At 70.2% G+C, this 15,518-nt stretch carries 8 protein-coding genes and 1 pseudogene; 4 read left to right on the forward strand and 5 right to left on the reverse strand.

All coding sequences use genetic code 11. From position 1 onward, the window contains the following. The first annotated feature begins 161 nt into the window (after positions 1-161). Positions 162-1,590, forward strand: a pseudogene (locus AQJ27_RS49325) (cellulose binding domain-containing protein). A gap of 171 nt (positions 1,591-1,761) precedes the next feature. After that, positions 1,762-2,097, forward strand: a complete 336-nt coding sequence (locus tag AQJ27_RS49330; RefSeq protein WP_067385332.1) for a hypothetical protein — start codon at positions 1,762-1,764, stop codon at positions 2,095-2,097. Positions 2,098-2,170: 73 nt separating this feature from the next. Here the strand turns inward: AQJ27_RS49330 and AQJ27_RS49335 are convergent, their stop codons facing one another. Continuing rightward, entirely contained in the window at positions 2,171-4,993 is a 2,823-nt protein-coding gene (locus AQJ27_RS49335; protein ID WP_235614023.1) for an alpha-L-rhamnosidase-related protein, read from the reverse strand. Between the two features lie 628 nt (positions 4,994-5,621). Here AQJ27_RS49335 and AQJ27_RS49340 point away from each other — a divergent pair. Further along, complete coding sequence (locus tag AQJ27_RS49340; RefSeq protein ID WP_235614025.1) at positions 5,622-7,244, forward strand: glycoside hydrolase family 76 protein; 1,623 nt, start codon at positions 5,622-5,624, stop codon at positions 7,242-7,244. A gap of 949 nt (positions 7,245-8,193) precedes the next feature. After that, positions 8,194-8,766: a dihydrofolate reductase family protein gene (locus AQJ27_RS49345; RefSeq protein ID WP_067385264.1), complete on the forward strand. Its 573-nt coding sequence runs from the start codon at positions 8,194-8,196 to the stop codon at positions 8,764-8,766. Between the two features lie 73 nt (positions 8,767-8,839). Here AQJ27_RS49345 and AQJ27_RS49350 read toward each other — a convergent pair whose 3' ends face one another. The 4 genes from AQJ27_RS49350 to AQJ27_RS49365 form a co-directional block, all read right to left on the reverse strand. After that, positions 8,840-10,456 (reverse strand): Na+/H+ antiporter, encoded by a 1,617-nt coding sequence (locus AQJ27_RS49350; RefSeq protein WP_067385267.1) that lies wholly within the window; start codon positions 10,454-10,456, stop codon positions 8,840-8,842. A 48-nt stretch (positions 10,457-10,504) separates the two neighbouring features. Next, the gene (locus tag AQJ27_RS49355) at positions 10,505-11,644 is read right to left on the reverse strand and encodes a PP2C family protein-serine/threonine phosphatase (RefSeq protein ID WP_079065905.1); all 1,140 of its coding nucleotides are present in this window, start codon (positions 11,642-11,644) and stop codon (positions 10,505-10,507) included. Between the two features lie 335 nt (positions 11,645-11,979). Then, on the reverse strand, positions 11,980-14,850 hold the full coding sequence (locus tag AQJ27_RS49360; protein WP_079065906.1) for a type 2 lanthipeptide synthetase LanM family protein: 2,871 nt from the start codon (positions 14,848-14,850) through the stop codon (positions 11,980-11,982). A gap of 364 nt (positions 14,851-15,214) precedes the next feature. Further along, positions 15,215-15,415, reverse strand: coding sequence for a DUF6229 family protein (locus AQJ27_RS49365; RefSeq protein ID WP_067385270.1), 201 nt, complete (start codon positions 15,413-15,415; stop codon positions 15,215-15,217). Positions 15,416-15,518: the final 103 nt, after the last annotated feature.

Below are 15,518 nucleotides of genomic sequence, written 5' to 3' on the forward strand. Positions count from 1 at the left end.
GGCCATAAGCCCACAAAATACCACGTCAACATGTGACTCCCTAGGGGTAGTTGGTGGTGAACGACGATCCGCCCTGGCGGCGAATCGTCCTTCCCCGCCCTGCTCCGCAGGAGTCCGATTCCTCTCCGCCCTGAAGGACGGAGTACCCACGGAGGGAACAGATGAGATTCGCGAAGAACCGGCTACGCGCCGCAGCGTCCGCCGCCGTCGCGGTGGCCATGGGCGCCGCGGCGCTCACCGCACTCCCGGCCACCGCGAGCGCCGCCGGCGACGGGCTGAGCGTCCAGTACCGTACGAGCGCCACGGGAGCCACCGCCGACCAGTCCGAACCCTGGTTCAAGGTGAAGAACACCGGCAGCACGACCGTGCAGCTGGCGAACGTCAGGATCCGCTACTACTTCAAGGCCGACTCGGCCGGCGCGTCCTATCGCTTCGCCTGTTCCTGGGCCGTCAAAGGCTGCGCCAACGTCACGGGCACCTTCGGGACGCTCGCCAACCCGACCGCCACGGCCGACCGCTACCTGGAGATCGGCTTCACCTCCGGCGCCGGCACGCTCGCGCCGGGCGCCGACACCGGCGACATGCAGCTGCGCTTCTATCAGTCGACATGGCAGTCGCTGAACCAGAGCGACGACTACTCCTTCGGCGCCTCCCAGACGTCGTACGCCGACTGGTCCAAGGTCACCGCGCAGCTGTCCGGCACCACGCTGTGGGGCCAGGCCCCCCGCGGGCAACGACCCGACGAACCCGCCCACCGACCCGCCGACCGACCCTCCGGCCACCGGCGCCACGCTGTTCGACGACTTCAACTACAGCGCCTACAACGACCCGAAGGTCTCGGCGCACGGCTGGAGCGTGCGCTCCACCGCCGGCGGCCCCGGCGTGTCCGGCGCCACCTGGGCGCCCGACAAGGTCACCTTCGCCACCACGAGCGGCAACTCCGTCATGAACCTGGAGACCTCGACGTCGGGCACCGGGGAGAGCACCAAGCAGACCGAGATCGTCACCAACGCGCGGAAATTCAAGAACGGCACCTACGCGGCCCGGGTCAAGTTCAACGACGCGCCCAAGTACGGCCCGGACGGCGACCACCTCGTCCAGACGTTCTTCACCATCAACGACCTCACGGCACCGATGGCGGACGACTACTCCGAGTACGACTTCGAGTACCTGCCCAACGGCGGCTGGGGCGAGACCTCCGACATCCTCTACACGACGTCCTGGGAGACCTACCAGGCCGACCCGTGGGTGGCGGTCAACCAGCACACCGAGGGCCGGCAGAGCTACAACGGCTGGCACGACCTGGTGCTGACCATCGACAACAGCAGCATCAAGTACTACATCGACGGACAGCTCTTCGGCACCCATGACTCCGCGTACCTGCCGGAGCGGCCGATGTCGATCAACTTCAACCAGTGGCTGATCGACCTCGCGGGCCAGACCAGCACCACCGCGCGGGCGTACGACGAGCAGGTCGACTACGTCCTGCACGTCAAGGATCAGGTCCTCACGCCGGCGCAGGTCGCCGCCAAGGTGACGGCGTACCGCGGCGCGGGCACCACGTTCGAGGACACCGTCCCCAGCGGCTGATCCCCTCGCCCGATGACGGAAGTCCGGTGCGACCGCACACCCGGCGCGCTGGCACGTACCGGGTGTGCGGACCGCCGCCCCGACCACACAGGCCCGACCGCGAGTGGCCGAGCCTCTGAGCCTCCTCAAGTCGCTTGGCACGCGGAGGACATGGCAGTCAGGCTGATCCCCATGACAGGAATCACGGGACTGAGCAAGAAGAACAACTTCGTGCTGGCCATCCGGGACGCGGACATGGTCGCGGCGACCCTGCGCCAGGCACTGGCCGAGGCCTCGCCGGAAGAGCGCCTCGGTCTGGAACGCGCCGCCGCGCTCGTCGAGTCCACCGCCTCCGCCACCGATACCCAGCTGCGTGCCCGCTGGGTCCGCTCCCGGCTGGCCGACGTCGGCTTCACCGGGGACATCACCTCGGTCGCGGCGGTGCGCGCGCTGCGCCAGGCGGAACCGAAACTGAGCCTGCTGGCGGCGGTACAACTGCAGAAGGAGGCAGTGGCCCATCCGGAGTGAAGTGGCCCATCCGGAGTGATCCGGCAGCCCCCTGACACGCGGGGAACGGAGGCTGCCGGAGGCGTCGCGCTGCTCAGGTGGTGCGGTAGCAGGTCTTGCTCACGCCCGGCAGCGGATCGCTGCCGAATGCCGCCGTCGTGCAGCCGGTGCCGCCGGTGAACGCCTTGTAGAGGAAACGGCCCCGGGCGCCGTAGGCGACGGTCTGCTGTCCGCTGAAGGCGCACGTGCCGCCTTCGGCGGAGCAGGAGGCGGCGTAGCCGACCGGACCGCCGGTGGCGGTGTAGCAGGCCTTCGACTCGCCGGGGATCGGATCTCCGAACGTGGCGTCGGTGCACGGGGTGTCGCCGGTGGCCGTGATCGTCGTGAACGCTCCGAAGGCGCCGTATGTCACCGGCTGCCCCGCGGCGGCCGGGCAGGTGCCGTTCTGGTCCGCACACTTGGTCCAGCCACCGGACGGTCCTCCTGCGGGCGCCACGTAGCAGGACTTGGCCACTCCGTCGATCGGATCGCCGAAGTGGGCGTTGGTGCAGGCGACGGAACCGTTGGTGACCTGGTGGGCGAAGTTGCCGTTGGCGCCGTAGACGACGTCACGGTTGTAGCCGGGCACGGCGCAGGTGCCGCCCTCGGCCGCGCAGACGGTGTATCCGGGCGGGCCGCCCGCGTCGGCGACGTAGCAGGACTTGACGAGATTCGACGCCGGGTCGCCGCCGAAGGAGTCGTTGGTGCAGGCGGTGCTGCCGGTCACTGTTTTGTACGTGTAGGTCCCAGCCCCGTAGGCCACCGAGCGGGTTCCGCTGAAGGAGCAGGTACCGCCCTCGGCCGCGCACCGGGTGAAGCCCGGCCGCAGCGCGCCGGTACCGGGATCGGCGGGCGGCGACGGATTGCCCAGTCCGGTGGCGGCCACGGTGTAGCCGCCCGGGGCGACGCCGGTCAGGTAGACGTAGGTGTCGTCCTGGCTCGCGCCGGTGATTCCCGAGGTGGGTGTGAACGTTCCGTTGCTCCAGACGACGGTGCCGTTCACGGACACCGAGATGTTGCCGCCGCCGAACTTCGGGACCCCGATGCGGCCGGTGGTGCCGGCCGGGCTGGTGAGGCGCGCCGAGTACGTGCCGGCGGCGGGGTCGCGGGACCAGGAGGCGTTGATGGCGCCCTGAGGCATGGTGATGCGGCCCTCGGCGCTGGTCAGGTCGCCGGGGTGCGGGACGAAGCGGTACGTGCCGGTCGCCGACTCCGGTGCGGTGCCGAGCACGTCGAAGGTGAGCGTGGAGGTGGGCGCGGTGGACCAGCCGTGGGCCAGGCTCATGAACGAACCGCCGTAGGCGAGGCCGCCGTCGGCCTTGATGCCCTCCCAGAAGGTGCTCTTGGTGCCGATGTCGCTGGTCAGCATGTGGCCCCAGGTACGGCGGATCTGGTCCAGGGCGGTGTAGTCGTCATTTGCGGTGAAGCGGGCGTTGAGCTCCATGCCACCGGCGAAGGGCGACACGTTGCCGCCCCACTCGGGGGTGGCGGGGCCGTAGATGCCCCAGTTCTTCCCGAGCCCCGCGATGACACTCTTCGACTTGGCCGAGGAGTCGGTCAACCCGTACCAGACGGCCAGCGAGTTGCCGTCCTGCGGGTACAGTCCACTGGTCGGGTTGTCCTTGTACATGCCCTTCGAGGCGTCCCACAGCAGGGAGTTGGCCGCGGACTTGATGGCGGCCGCCTTGCCGTTCCAGCTCGCGGCGAGCGCGCTGTCGCCCTCGACCGTGGCCAGGGTGGCGCCACCCTTGAGCGCGGCGTACAGCAGCGCGTTGGCGGAGACGTTCTCGCCGCCCTGCCCGACCCGGGCCCAGTCCTGGGTGCGGGTCACGTTGAGCAGGTTGTTGCCGTCGATCTTGTTGGTGATGAAGGCCATCCCGCGCTTGTAGTCGGCCCATTCGGAGTCCAGCCACGCCCGGTCGGCCGAGTAGGTGTAGTACGTCGACGTCCCCAGCAGCGTCCAGGTGTGGTAGGTGTCCGAGCCGGTCAGGTTGAACGGCGGCCCCGACCAGGGGATCTCACCTTCCGCCGACTGCGCGTTGTACATCGTGGTGAGCGCGTTGCGGGTCGAGACGAGGTCGTTGGAGTACGCGTACTGCGTGGGTACGGCGATACCCATGTCGCCGGGCCACACCGTGCGGTCGCGCTTGGCGCCGTCGACCAGGACGGAGTCACCCACGCCGACGGTGGCGCCGTTGTCCCACGCCGAGGACGGCGGGGGCCAGGCGCGGCCCTGGTTGGAGGCGATCGTGTTGAGCTGCACGGTGTACGCCCCGGCGTACCAGATGCGGTTGAGAAGGTCGTCGCTGGAGGAGAAGTAGTTGGCGTAGTCGGCCGGGTCGGCCTTGCCCGGAGCCGCGGTGAAGTCGAGGCCGACACCCTTGAGGTCCACCCAACCCGAGGTGTCCAGGAAGACCGTCAAGTAGCGGAAGCCGCCGCGCTGTTGAGCGGTGGGCACCGTGTAGGTGCCGTTGGCGGAGGCCGTGGCGTAGAGCGCCCCGTCCTCGCCGTCGCGGCCGCTGCTGCGGTCGCTGTTGTTGCCCACGTAAAGGGACGACTCACTGAAGGCCAGGCCGACTCGCTGGCCGCTGTCACTGGCACTACCGAAGGACAACGTTGTCACACCACCGACTTCTTTGCCGAAGTCGAGGGTGATGGCCGACTGCGAGCCGGAGATCCGCGTCGGCTGCCCGCTGAGGACGTTCTGCGGGTTCGCGACACTGCCGGACGTTCGGTGGATCGCGGTCGGCTTGAGGGTGCGCGAGGTCGGCGAGTAGTTCAGGGCGTCAAGGGTCGCCCTGCTGACGCCTGTTGCGGTCGACGAGGTTGCCGCCGATGTGGCCGGCGCGGGAGCCATGAGCAGTGCGGCGGCCACCACTGCGGCGAGGCCAAGTAGGCGCCCTGGACCGGGCGTTCGGATCAGCGAGGGGCGGCGGCGCCGCATAGGTACCTCCCGGGTCTGGATGCGGGAACGAGGTGCTTGAATCGATTCAAATCGATCGCTGACGACGGTCTGGGACTCATGAAGCAGTGAGTGTGCGAGGCGCCTCGCCGAAGTTCCACCGATGATGTGCGCCCCACAACGGGGTGTCAACCGTCACCGTCGATGTGAACCACCCCTGGAATCACTCCCGTTGGAGACATTGACAGCACCCCACCAAGCCGGTTCACTGCCTCCCGGACAGGTATGGACCAGTGCCCGTCCCCCGCCCGGCTCAGTGAGACCCAACCGGCGTCCCCCCACCCTGAAATCGAGGCGAGTTCCGGTGCCCTCACCCCACTTTGACATCGTTGTCAGACCACGGCTTCTCAGCTTCCTGCTGACGGCCGCTCTCGCGTTCGTGGCACTGGTCCCGGTCGCGACGCCCGCGGCCGCCGCGACCCAGGTGTGCGTACTGGCCTGTGACACGCTGGACCCCTCACAGGCCCGGCAGGAGAGCTTCCCGGTGCCGAACAAGGATCTCAACGGCCGTCGCCTCGAACTGCACGTGTCCGACGCGGACGACATGGCCTGGGCCAGCATCGACAACGGCGTGACCGGCGACTCGGTGTGGCTGGACCGCTCCTGGGACGGCGGCGCCACCTGGGAAGGGCTGCTCGGCAAGGCGAGCGTCCCGGGAACCTGGACCGGCACCAGGACGCTGATGTACAACATCACCGATCCTCGCAACCACCGGCGCGGGCTCGTGCGGGCCTGCGGCGACGCCGCAGGGGTCGGCTGTACTAACTGGGTCTACCCCACGGTCTGCGACACGCTCTGCGACGGCACCGACGCGGGCAAGGCGGCCGGCGACGACCAGCCGGTGCCGTCGACCACCCTCTACGGCCGCATGATCCGGCTGCACGTCGACCAGAAGAACTCCATGGCCTGGGCGAGCATCGACACCGGTGGCGCCGGCGACGAGATCTGGCTCGACCGTTCCTGGGACGGTGGCTCGACCTGGCCGGACGGCTCCTCGCTCGGCCGCACGAGCACCCCGTCCGGGGCCACCGGCACCCGTACCGCGATGTACGCCACCCGCGACCCGCGCGGGCTCCTCTACGCCGGCGCCGTGCGCGCCTGCGGCCGGGAGGCCGGTCACCAGGAGGGCAGCTGCACCGCGTGGGTCAGGCCCGTGCCGACCAGGACGCGTGCGGCGGCCGACGCGCTGATGTCCTCGTACGACCCCTACGACGGCTGGTGGCCGAGCAGTTGGTGGAACTCCGCCGCCACCCTCACCGCGCTCATCGACTCCTCCCGGGCCACCGGCAGGCACGACTACGACTGGGTCATCGCGCGCACCTTCGACCAGAACAAGGGTGCCTTCGCGGCCGGTGTGCGCAGTTCGGATGCGATCGAGGGCGACTTCATCAGCCGTTCCATCGACGACTCGGGCTGGTGGGCCATCGCCTGGATCGACGCGTACGACTACACCGGTGACTCCCGCTATCTGAACGAGGCGGTCACCATCGCCAACTACGTCCAGCAGTACTGGGACCCCGGCACCTGCGGGGGCGGCGTGTGGTGGGACCGCGAGCGCACCTACAAGAACGCCGTGACGAACGGGCAGTACCTCTGGCTGACCACGGCGCTGCACCAGCGCATCCCGGGCGACACCGTATGGCTGCAGCGGGCCAAGACGTCCGCCGCCTGGTACCGCTCCAGCGGGATGATCAACTCCTCCGGTCTGGTGAACGACGGGCTGACCTCCGCCTGCGTCAACAACGGCTCCACCGTGTGGAGTTACAACCAGGGACTGGCCATCGGCGGCTTCACCGAGCTGTGGAGGACGACCGGGGACAGCTCGCTGCTGACCACCGCGCGCGCCCTGGCCGACGCCGCGATCAGCAGCCCGACGCTGACCTCCGGCGGAGTGCTCACCGAGTCCTGCGACGTCGGCTCGGCGTCCTGCGACGACAACCAGAAGCAGTTCAAGGGCATCTTCATGCGGAACTTCGCCGACCTCGCGAAGGCCACCGGTTCCGGCTCCTACCAGAGTTACGTCCAGAAGCAGGCCGACACACTGTGGGTGCGGGACCGTAGCTCCCTCAACGTCCTCGGCGAACGCTGGGCCGGTACCAGCCCCAACCAGACCGACTGGCGCACCCAGGCCGGCGCCCTCGAAGCGCTCACCGCCGCCGCGGGCTGACGACCGGTTCCGGGAGCCGGCTCGCACGGGGGTTCCCGACCCGCGTGTGAGCCGGCACGCGAGGTGAGTGCCGTACACCTGGAGACAGGGCGGCCTGGTTTCGTTCTCCGGACGCGACCGGGCCGGCGATCGCGCAGCCGTAAGGAGCTGCCGACCACGCCTCGGCCGGCGCGAGCGCGCTCGGTCCTCCACGCCTCGACGAGCTCCTCAGGCGCCTCGTCGAGCAGCCCCGGCTACGGCCGCGGCTTTCGCGGGTCCGCCCAGGTCGCCGGTGGCAATTCGCGGGCGCGGTCCCGGGCAAGCCGATCTCGAACGCACGGCATGCCCCAGAAACTCAGCCGGCGCCGCATTCCTGTTCGTACCGCGCGCAATGTGGCACCGGCCGCCCTGGCTGCACGGCCCGAGGACCTCACCCGTAGATCACAGCGATCACGCGATCGGCTTCGTGAGACTTGCGGGCGGAGGCGTTGGCGACCCGCCGCCGCTGGGGTCCCGAGCCGTTTCCGACTGCCTGACGGGTTCCCACGCCCGCGAGGTGTCCGGCACAGCGTCGGCAACCCCCTCTCCGACAATCTTTCTCTCCTTGACAATTTTTTTTGTCGGAGAGATTCTGGAGCGGTGCTGGACGTCGCTGTGATCCAAGAACCCGCCGCGGCCGAGGCGGTCCCTGGACCCGATACGGGCCCGGATCCTCGCCGCCCTGGCCGAGCCCGGCTCGGCGCTGACGGGGTCTCCGCCTTGCTCGACTTCGCGGGCACCGCGCTGATGTTCCACCACCTGTGCGGGCCGGACCCGGACGGCGCCGAGGCTGCCCGGCAGCAGCGGTCGGCGGGTCTCCCTCCGGGACGGGCCGGGAAGACTCCCCACCACGGGGCCGTCGCCTCGAACGTGGTCGATGCGGCGGCGAGCCATCGAAAACCCGACACCAGAAACCCCTAAGGAAACCAGCATGCGTACCCTGATCAGCTCCGCCTTCATCTCGCTCGACGGCGTCGTGGAGGGCCCGGGCGGCGAACCCGGCTACCGCAACTCCGGATGGACCTTCAAGGACGTCGAGTTCGTCCCCGAGGCGTTCGACATCAAGGGGCGGGAGCAGCAGGAATCCACCGCCGTCCTGATGGGCCGGACCAGCTACGAGGCGTTCAGCCCGGTGTGGCCGGACATGAATGAGTTCGCCCACTACAAGACCGTGCCGAAGTACGTGGTCTCCACCACCCTCACTGAGGACAAGCTCGTCTCGAACTGGGGCGAGACCACCATCCTGCGCTCCCTCGACGAGGTCGCCGCCCTCAAGGAGACCGACGGAGGCCCGATCATCGTCCACGGCAGCGTCGCCCTGAACCACAGCCTCGCCGACGCCGGCCTGATCGACCGCTACCACCTGCTCGTGTACCCGCTGCTGCTCGGCGCGGGCAAGCGCCTGTTCCCCGCCACCGACAAGGACACCCAGAAGCTCAAGCTCGTCGAGCACGCCGTGTACTCCAACGGCCTGCAGATGAACGTCCTCGACGTCGTCCGCTGACCAAGCCCCGGGTCTTGCCACACCGCGAGGCGCGATCACCACGCGCGGCCTTGATCCACTTCCGAAGAGGGCCCTAGGAGCGCGCGGGGTCGTCCTGGGAAGACTCCGCCGTTGCGTGATGCGCCTTTCTCCCCAGGCGGACCTCCTCCACATCGAGCACTTCCTGAACGGTGCGCAGGACGATGTCGTCGATACGGCCGGCGTCGCGCAGGTCCCTGAGCGTGTCCCGCTCGACCTGAAGCAGGGCGAGTTCGAGGCGCCGCATGCTCTCGCGGCGTCGCGTGGCGCCGGGAGCGGGGGCCCTGCGGTCCTCGATGTCCTGGGCCATGCGGAGGGCGGCCGCCTCGGGGACCCCCAGCCGCCGCGCCAACTCCGGTAGGGCGCGCAGGGCGGCGCTGCTCATATGGCAGCGGGCGAGGGTGAGTTCCGCGGTCTTGACCTCGTCCTCGGGGAAGCGGGCCCGGCGGACCACGGTCGGCAGCGTCGGACCGAGGAACGTAAGGGTGACGACGATGACGACGGCCGTGATGAACACGACGGCGTCGCGTTGCTCGACGACATGTCCCTCGGCGGTCACGGCGGGCACGGTCAGCGCCGCGGCCAGCGAGATGGCTCCGCGCATCCCCGCCCACGCCAGAGGCAGGCGCTGAGGGGCGGTGATACGGCGGTCCCGCTGCTGAGGGCGCCGGTCCAGGAACCTGACCAGATAGGGGACCGAGTAGAACCACAGCAGCCGTGTCCCGATCACGGCGACGCTCACGGCGCAGGCTGCGATCGCCGCCTGTGCCAGGGAGACCGAGGTCAATGCCCTGACAGCGGCTGGCAGTTGGATACCTACGAGGATGAACAGCGCGCTGTTGAGCAGGTAACTGGCCACTTCCCAGAAGGCGATGGCCTGGATCCGGGCGTCGGAACCGATGACGCGAGGGCCGAACCGGGTGGTCACAAGGCCGCAGGTGACGACGGCGAGGACGCCGGACACGTGCAGGAGTTCGGCGGGCAGGTAGGCGAGGAAGGGGGTGGCGACACTCAGCACGCTGTGAAGCAGGGTCTCGGGCAGTCGGCGCCTGACCGGGATCAGGAGCAGTGCGATCGCGGAACCGATCACGATTCCGCCGGCGTAGGACTCGACGAAGGCGAGCGCAGTACCGGACCAGGAGAAGGGTCGCTCGTCGGTGACGACCTCGATGGTCACGGCCAGCAGGACCAGAGCGGTGCCGTCGTTCAGCAGGCTCTCGGCGCGCAGCACGGTCAGGATGCGGCGTGGCATGGCCTTGGCCACGGCGGCGACGGCCGCGGCGTCGGTCGGAGCCAGGACGGCACCGAGGACGAAGGCGATGGGCAGGCTGTAGCCCAACGCGTGGGCCACGGCGGCGACGGCGACCGCGGTGGCCAGCACCAGCCCGGTGGCTTGTAGGGCGATGCTGCGGAAGTTGTTGCGGATCTCGCGCACCGAGGAGGTGAGCGCCTCCCAGTACAGCAGGGCGGGGAGAAAGAGGAACAGGACGACGTCGGGGGACAGTGCGAACCCGGCGAAGGGCGGTGTCAGTCCTACGAGGCAGCCCACGCCGAGCAGCAGCAGCGGTTCGCTCAGGCCCGTACGACGCGACAGCCAGCCCATCGCCAGTACACCGACGGCGACGACGACGATCAGTTCCAGGCTTTCCACGCCGGTGCCGTTCGTGTTCATGGCTCCACGGTCGCGCCCCGACGCACGGGTAACCAGGCCACGACTTTCTCAGGAGCTGCGTTCCTGGGAGTCCCGCACCCACCCTCTGGAGGGTTCGGTGTGGATGAGCCTTGCGAGGTGGTGGCCGGAGTGGGTGGGCGCCCGGCGCAGGGCGATGAGCGCGGCGTCGTCGCCGAGGCGTCCGCCGACGTGGGCGAGGAGGTCACGCCGGATGTGACGCAGGAGCGGTTCGGGGCCGCACTCGGTCCATTGGGCGGCTCGTTCGGCGAACGGATAGAAGTCACCGCTCTGATTGCGCGCCTCGATGACACCGTCGGTGTAGAGCAGGAGGGTTTCCCCGTCTTCGAAGGTGAACACGTCCAGTGTGCGCGGCGACGGGCCCAGGACGCCGACCCCCAGCGGTGGTGCGGGGTGCAGCTTCAGTGTGGTGACGGAGTGTTCCGGGCTGAGGAGCAGGGGCGCGGGGTGCCCGCAGCTGGTCATCCTGACGATGGCGGCATCGTCGGGGATCTCCAGCAACAGGGCGGTGACGAAGCGCTCCTCGGCCCCGGCCTCGTCCTCCGGCGCGGTGAACTCGCCGTGGTAGCGGCCGACGCTCTGTTCCAGCGCGTCCGTCAGCGCGGTGAGCTCGGCGTGCTGATGGGAGGCTTCACGGAACGCGCCGAGCAGCAGGGCTGCCTCTCCGATGGCCGCCAGGCCCTTGCCTCGGACATCCCCGATGAGCACACGCGTGGCGTCGCCGGTGCGCGTGACGGCGTACAGGTCTCCACCGATCTCGGCCTCGTCCTCGGCGGCCAGATACACCGACGCCGTTCGCAGGGGGCCGATCCCGCTGGGCAGCGGCCACAGCAGTACGTGCTGTGCGGCCTCGGCGACCGATCTCACCTGGGCCAGTTCCCGTCCGTGTCGCTCGCGTACCAGGGAGTAGCCCACGATCAGAAGGCTCAGTACGGCGAGGGCGACCATCTGCACGACGACGTTGCGCGTGAAGAGGATGCCGTCGTACAGGGCGATGCCTGCCAGGGCCGCGAGCGCCAGGACGCCGACCGCCCCGGTCAGCCGGGGGCCGGCGAAGGATGCGGTGATCGCCGGCGCGATCACCAGCAGCGGGCCCAGGTGGATGTCGGCCGGGGCAACGATGTCGACGACCGTGATCATCACGATGAACAGGACGGGGATCGCCAGCATTACATGCTTCGACGGCCCCGGGCCGAAGCCGGCAAAGCGATTCCAGATCCCCACATGTTCCACAGTGCACCGCCCCAGGACAGCTTGCGAGCGCAGCCAAGAACTATCGGCAATGCGCAGGTAAAACTGCCGAGCGCGTCCCGCACCCGCCGGACCACGCGTCGATGGGACCGACCCCGCGTCGACGCCGGCGCGGGGTCGGCAGGGCTGCCGCCCGGCCGCCCACCGCATGCGACCAGGGGGCTCACGCTGCCCGTCCGGCGTCGCGTTCACCACGGTGGCCGCCCGGTCGGACACGGAGCGCGACCATCTCCGCGACCATGACCGACTTCGGGTCAGTCGAGGAGGAGGGGATTGGGCAGGGTGGCCGCGGGGTGCATGCGCAGGAGGGTGTGGAGTACTCCTGAGAGGCCGGACATGAGGCTGGGCGAGAACGCCTCGCGGGCCAGGCCGCCTACCGGGCCGCGTTGCTCGAGGCCGGTGAGGATTTCGGCGTCGAGGTCGCAGGGGTCACCGAAGTCCATGGACGTGAGGAATTCCCAGAGGCCGAGGTCGCCGTGGCACAGAGTATGGCTCCAGCCGAAGCCCTCGGCGGCGCAGGCACGTGCGGCCCGACGGGCCATGTCGAGGTGGGCGGGATCACCTGTGCGCCGGTGGAGGTCGAGCATGCCGATGCCCACCCCCGCGCTGCCGTGGCACCAGCTGGTGAAGAAGTCCTCCTCGGCGCCGATGCGGACGTCGAGCCAGTTGCCGTGCTCGGGTCGGTAGAGGGACTCCTGATAGGCGAAGGCCCGCTCGGCGAGGTGGTTCCAGTCGCGCCGTTCGGCCGCGGAGCCCGCGTCGCCGAGAGCGAGCCGGGTCAACGCCCAGCCGATACCGGTGGCGCCGTGGGCGAAGCCGCCGATGCCCTCGGGGTTGAGCCGGGTCGTCCAGCGGGCGCCGCTCGCGTCGAGGGTGGCCAGCCCGGTCAGTCGGCGGCCGATGTGCGCTGCGGCGCCGAGCCAGCGGTCCTGCCCGGTCGCCGCGGCCAGGTTGAGCAGGGGGACGACCGCGCCTGCCGCCCCGTTGAGGAGGTCCACCTCGACGTCGTCCTCGACCAGGCGGCCCTCCGCGAGCAGCAGGGCCCGCGCGGCGGCCCGCTCCAGCAGCCAGTCCTCACCGAGCACCCGGTGCAGCGCCAGCCACGTCCACACCTGCGACGCGGCACCGCTGAACGCCCCGGGTGACGGCGTCGGTGTCCGGTCCTCGGTGCCGACCAGGACCCGCAGCGCCCCCTCGAACGTCTCGGCGACGCCCGGCACCTCATCCGCCCGCCCGGCCCGCACCTCGCTCACGTACTCCGCGAGCGTCAGTGCCACCCCGCCCTGCCCGGTGTAGAGGTCGGCGGGCAGCACCCTGATCGACCACCCCGCGGGGGTGAAGACGGGGCTGATCCAGGTGACCGTACCGTCCTCGCCGCGCACCGCCCCGTCGCACAGCCGCCGTACCATCTGCGCGGCCAGGTCGCGGCGGCGGCGCTCCCGGTCCCGGGCGTGCGGGTCGCGGGCGGCGGCCTGCGTCCGCGTGGGCAGCGAACGCTCGTTGAGGTACGCGCCGACCAGCGCGTCCTGGATCACCGCCTCCTCCAGCGCCAGGTCGGCGGTGCGCCAGTCCTCGACGGTGGTCCGTACGGCGGCCGAGTCCACGGTGAAGGTGAACATCGGCACGTCACCGGCCAACAGGTCCGCGATCTCGCCGTCGATGGCCGCACGCCCGGTCGGCGCGCCGGGCAGCACCTCGGCGTTGCGCCGCAGGATGTCCCGGGCCCGTTCGACCGCCGCCGTCTCGTCGTGGAGCGACGCCGGGTGCCAGAGCATGCGGCCGATGTCGACGTACGCCTGCGTCGGCCGCAGGATCCGCCGCGCCTGGGCGCCTTCGAAGCGGCGCAGCAGCCGGTGCGGCTCGGTCCCGGGCCGGCGCAGGTGCGCGGTCATCTCGCGGAAGCCGGCCAGAATCCGGTCCCAGTACGCGCTGAGCACGGGAGTGGGGCTGGGGTGGTTGCCCGCGGTGGGCATCGCCACCAGGTCCACCTGGAAACGGGCCGCCGCGGTGCCGGCGTCCGCGATCACCGGGTTCGGGATGAGCGGCTGCTGTCCGGGCAGCGACCCGACTCCGGAGATGTCGACCCCGCCGAGCGCGAAGCCGGTGCCGCGTACGGGCAGCAGTCCGGTACGCAGCACCGTACGGCGGATGGCCGCCGCGGCCACGTCCACCGCGTCGCCCCGGCCGCTGGGCGGGAAGGGCGCGGGGGCGTCGAAGAGTGTCTCGGCGTCCACGATCACCGGCACCGGACCCGCGGCGATCATGTTCTCCGCGTGCATGTCGGTGCCGCCGGTGAAGCGGAGGACGGCCAGCCAGTGCCCTACGTTCCGGTAGAACGCGGCGAGTTCGGTCTCGCCCGCGCAGTAGCGGTGGCGGACGAACTCGGCCCAGCCATAGCCTTCGCGTGCTTGTGTCCGCGGCACCCGGATGCGCTCGTCGGGCGACGGTGCGCCGGGGAAGTCCGCGTAGAGCTCGTCCAGCAGCGCGCCCAGCGCCACATCGGATTCGGACGGCCGGGGCTTGTACATGACGCTCCCGCCGGCGAAGTCGACCCGACTGACCGTCAGGCCGCCCCGGTGGGTGTCGCCCGCCCCGAACGTGACGGCTCGCAGCTCGCCCGCGGATCCTCCCAGCAGCGGCCGCAGCACTTCGCGGTCCGCGGCGAGCCGTTCCGCGAATCCGGCCGTCGCCGCCACCGACAGCCGCGCCACCGACGCGATCCGCGGGCCGACGTTCGGGTATCGGCCGGCCAGCCGGTCGAGATAGCCCTCCTCCCCGGCCTGCTCCAGGAACGCGGTCCACGTCTGCGTGTCGGATCCCGCCCCCGCGTCCTCGGCGTGGTGTCCGCCGCCCGCTGTCATGCGCAGCGCGTGCAGTTCGATCAGGAACAGGCGGGACAGCTTGGCGTGCAGGGACTTGAGCAGGGCGGTGTGGCCGGCTTCCAGTACCGCTTCCCGTTCTTCCTTGCTCAGGGCGTCGATGGAGGCCAGTCGCCGGGCCAGCTCCTCCAGCCACGGGCGGGCGATGGTCCGTACGGGCCGGGCGAACCATTCCGCCTCGTCCCGCCTCCCCGACTCCCCCGGCTTCCCCGGCCTTTCCGATCTTTCCGGCGCCGATCCGCTCACCGTCCACCCTCCCCATTCCACCGTGAACTCGCTTCTTGCGGTCGTTCATTGGGAGCGCGGGCAACTGTGCGACCAGCCCGGACCCGTCCGCACCCGGCAGCAACCGACCGCGCCGGAAGCCCCCTCATCCCCGACGCGCGCGGGGGCGGGCGGCAACCGACTCGGCAGGCTGCGGCGCGTTCCCGGGTGCGGACGCGTCGTGGCTTGGCGCGCGGTTTCCCACGCTCCGGCTTTATGAACCGCACTCCGCAGGGGTGCCTCCGAGGAGGCGTACTCCGCGGGCGATACGGTCAATAAGCGCGCCCTGGAGAGGGCATTCAGCGGGCAGGCCCTCCACAAAGGGCCCTGGAGTCACCGCAGTCGATCAGCAACACCAGCTGCCGTGCGACCCACTCGGGCTGGAACAGAAGCCGTAGAGGGAATCGCTCGGGTCGGTGAGCGCGGCCTCGGCGGCGGCGCCGCCGACGTAGAGGGGCCCGGCGGGGTTGGTCTGGCCGTACGCGCTCTCGGCGCCCGTCAGCCAGGCATCGAGCACGGCAGTGGTGGCAACGCTGATCTGGGGCATGAGAGACCTCCGGTGGATGTGGGGATTGGGGCGGATTGCCCAGCCCTGAGTATCGCCGGGTTCGAACACCCGTCAGACGTCCAATCTGGCCAAAGCCATGTGG

It is taken from the genome of Streptomyces olivochromogenes (genome assembly GCF_001514115.1).
Lineage (GTDB): Bacteria > Actinomycetota > Actinomycetes > Streptomycetales > Streptomycetaceae > Streptomyces > Streptomyces olivochromogenes.

Excerpts from the sequence above, each read along its gene's own strand:
- AQJ27_RS49330 (WP_067385332.1), top strand. The coding sequence starts at position 1,762 with ATGACAGGAATCACGGGACTGAGCAAGAAGAACAACTTCGTGCTGGCC.
- AQJ27_RS49340 (WP_235614025.1), top strand. The coding sequence starts at position 5,622 with ATGGCCTGGGCCAGCATCGACAACGGCGTGACCGGCGACTCGGTGTGG.
- AQJ27_RS49345 (WP_067385264.1), top strand. The coding sequence starts at position 8,194 with ATGCGTACCCTGATCAGCTCCGCCTTCATCTCGCTCGACGGCGTCGTG.
- AQJ27_RS49350 (WP_067385267.1), bottom strand. The coding sequence starts at position 10,456 with ATGAACACGAACGGCACCGGCGTGGAAAGCCTGGAACTGATCGTCGTC.
- AQJ27_RS49355 (WP_079065905.1), bottom strand. The coding sequence starts at position 11,644 with ATGCTGGCGATCCCCGTCCTGTTCATCGTGATGATCACGGTCGTCGAC.
- AQJ27_RS49365 (WP_067385270.1), bottom strand. The coding sequence starts at position 15,415 with ATGCCCCAGATCAGCGTTGCCACCACTGCCGTGCTCGATGCCTGGCTG.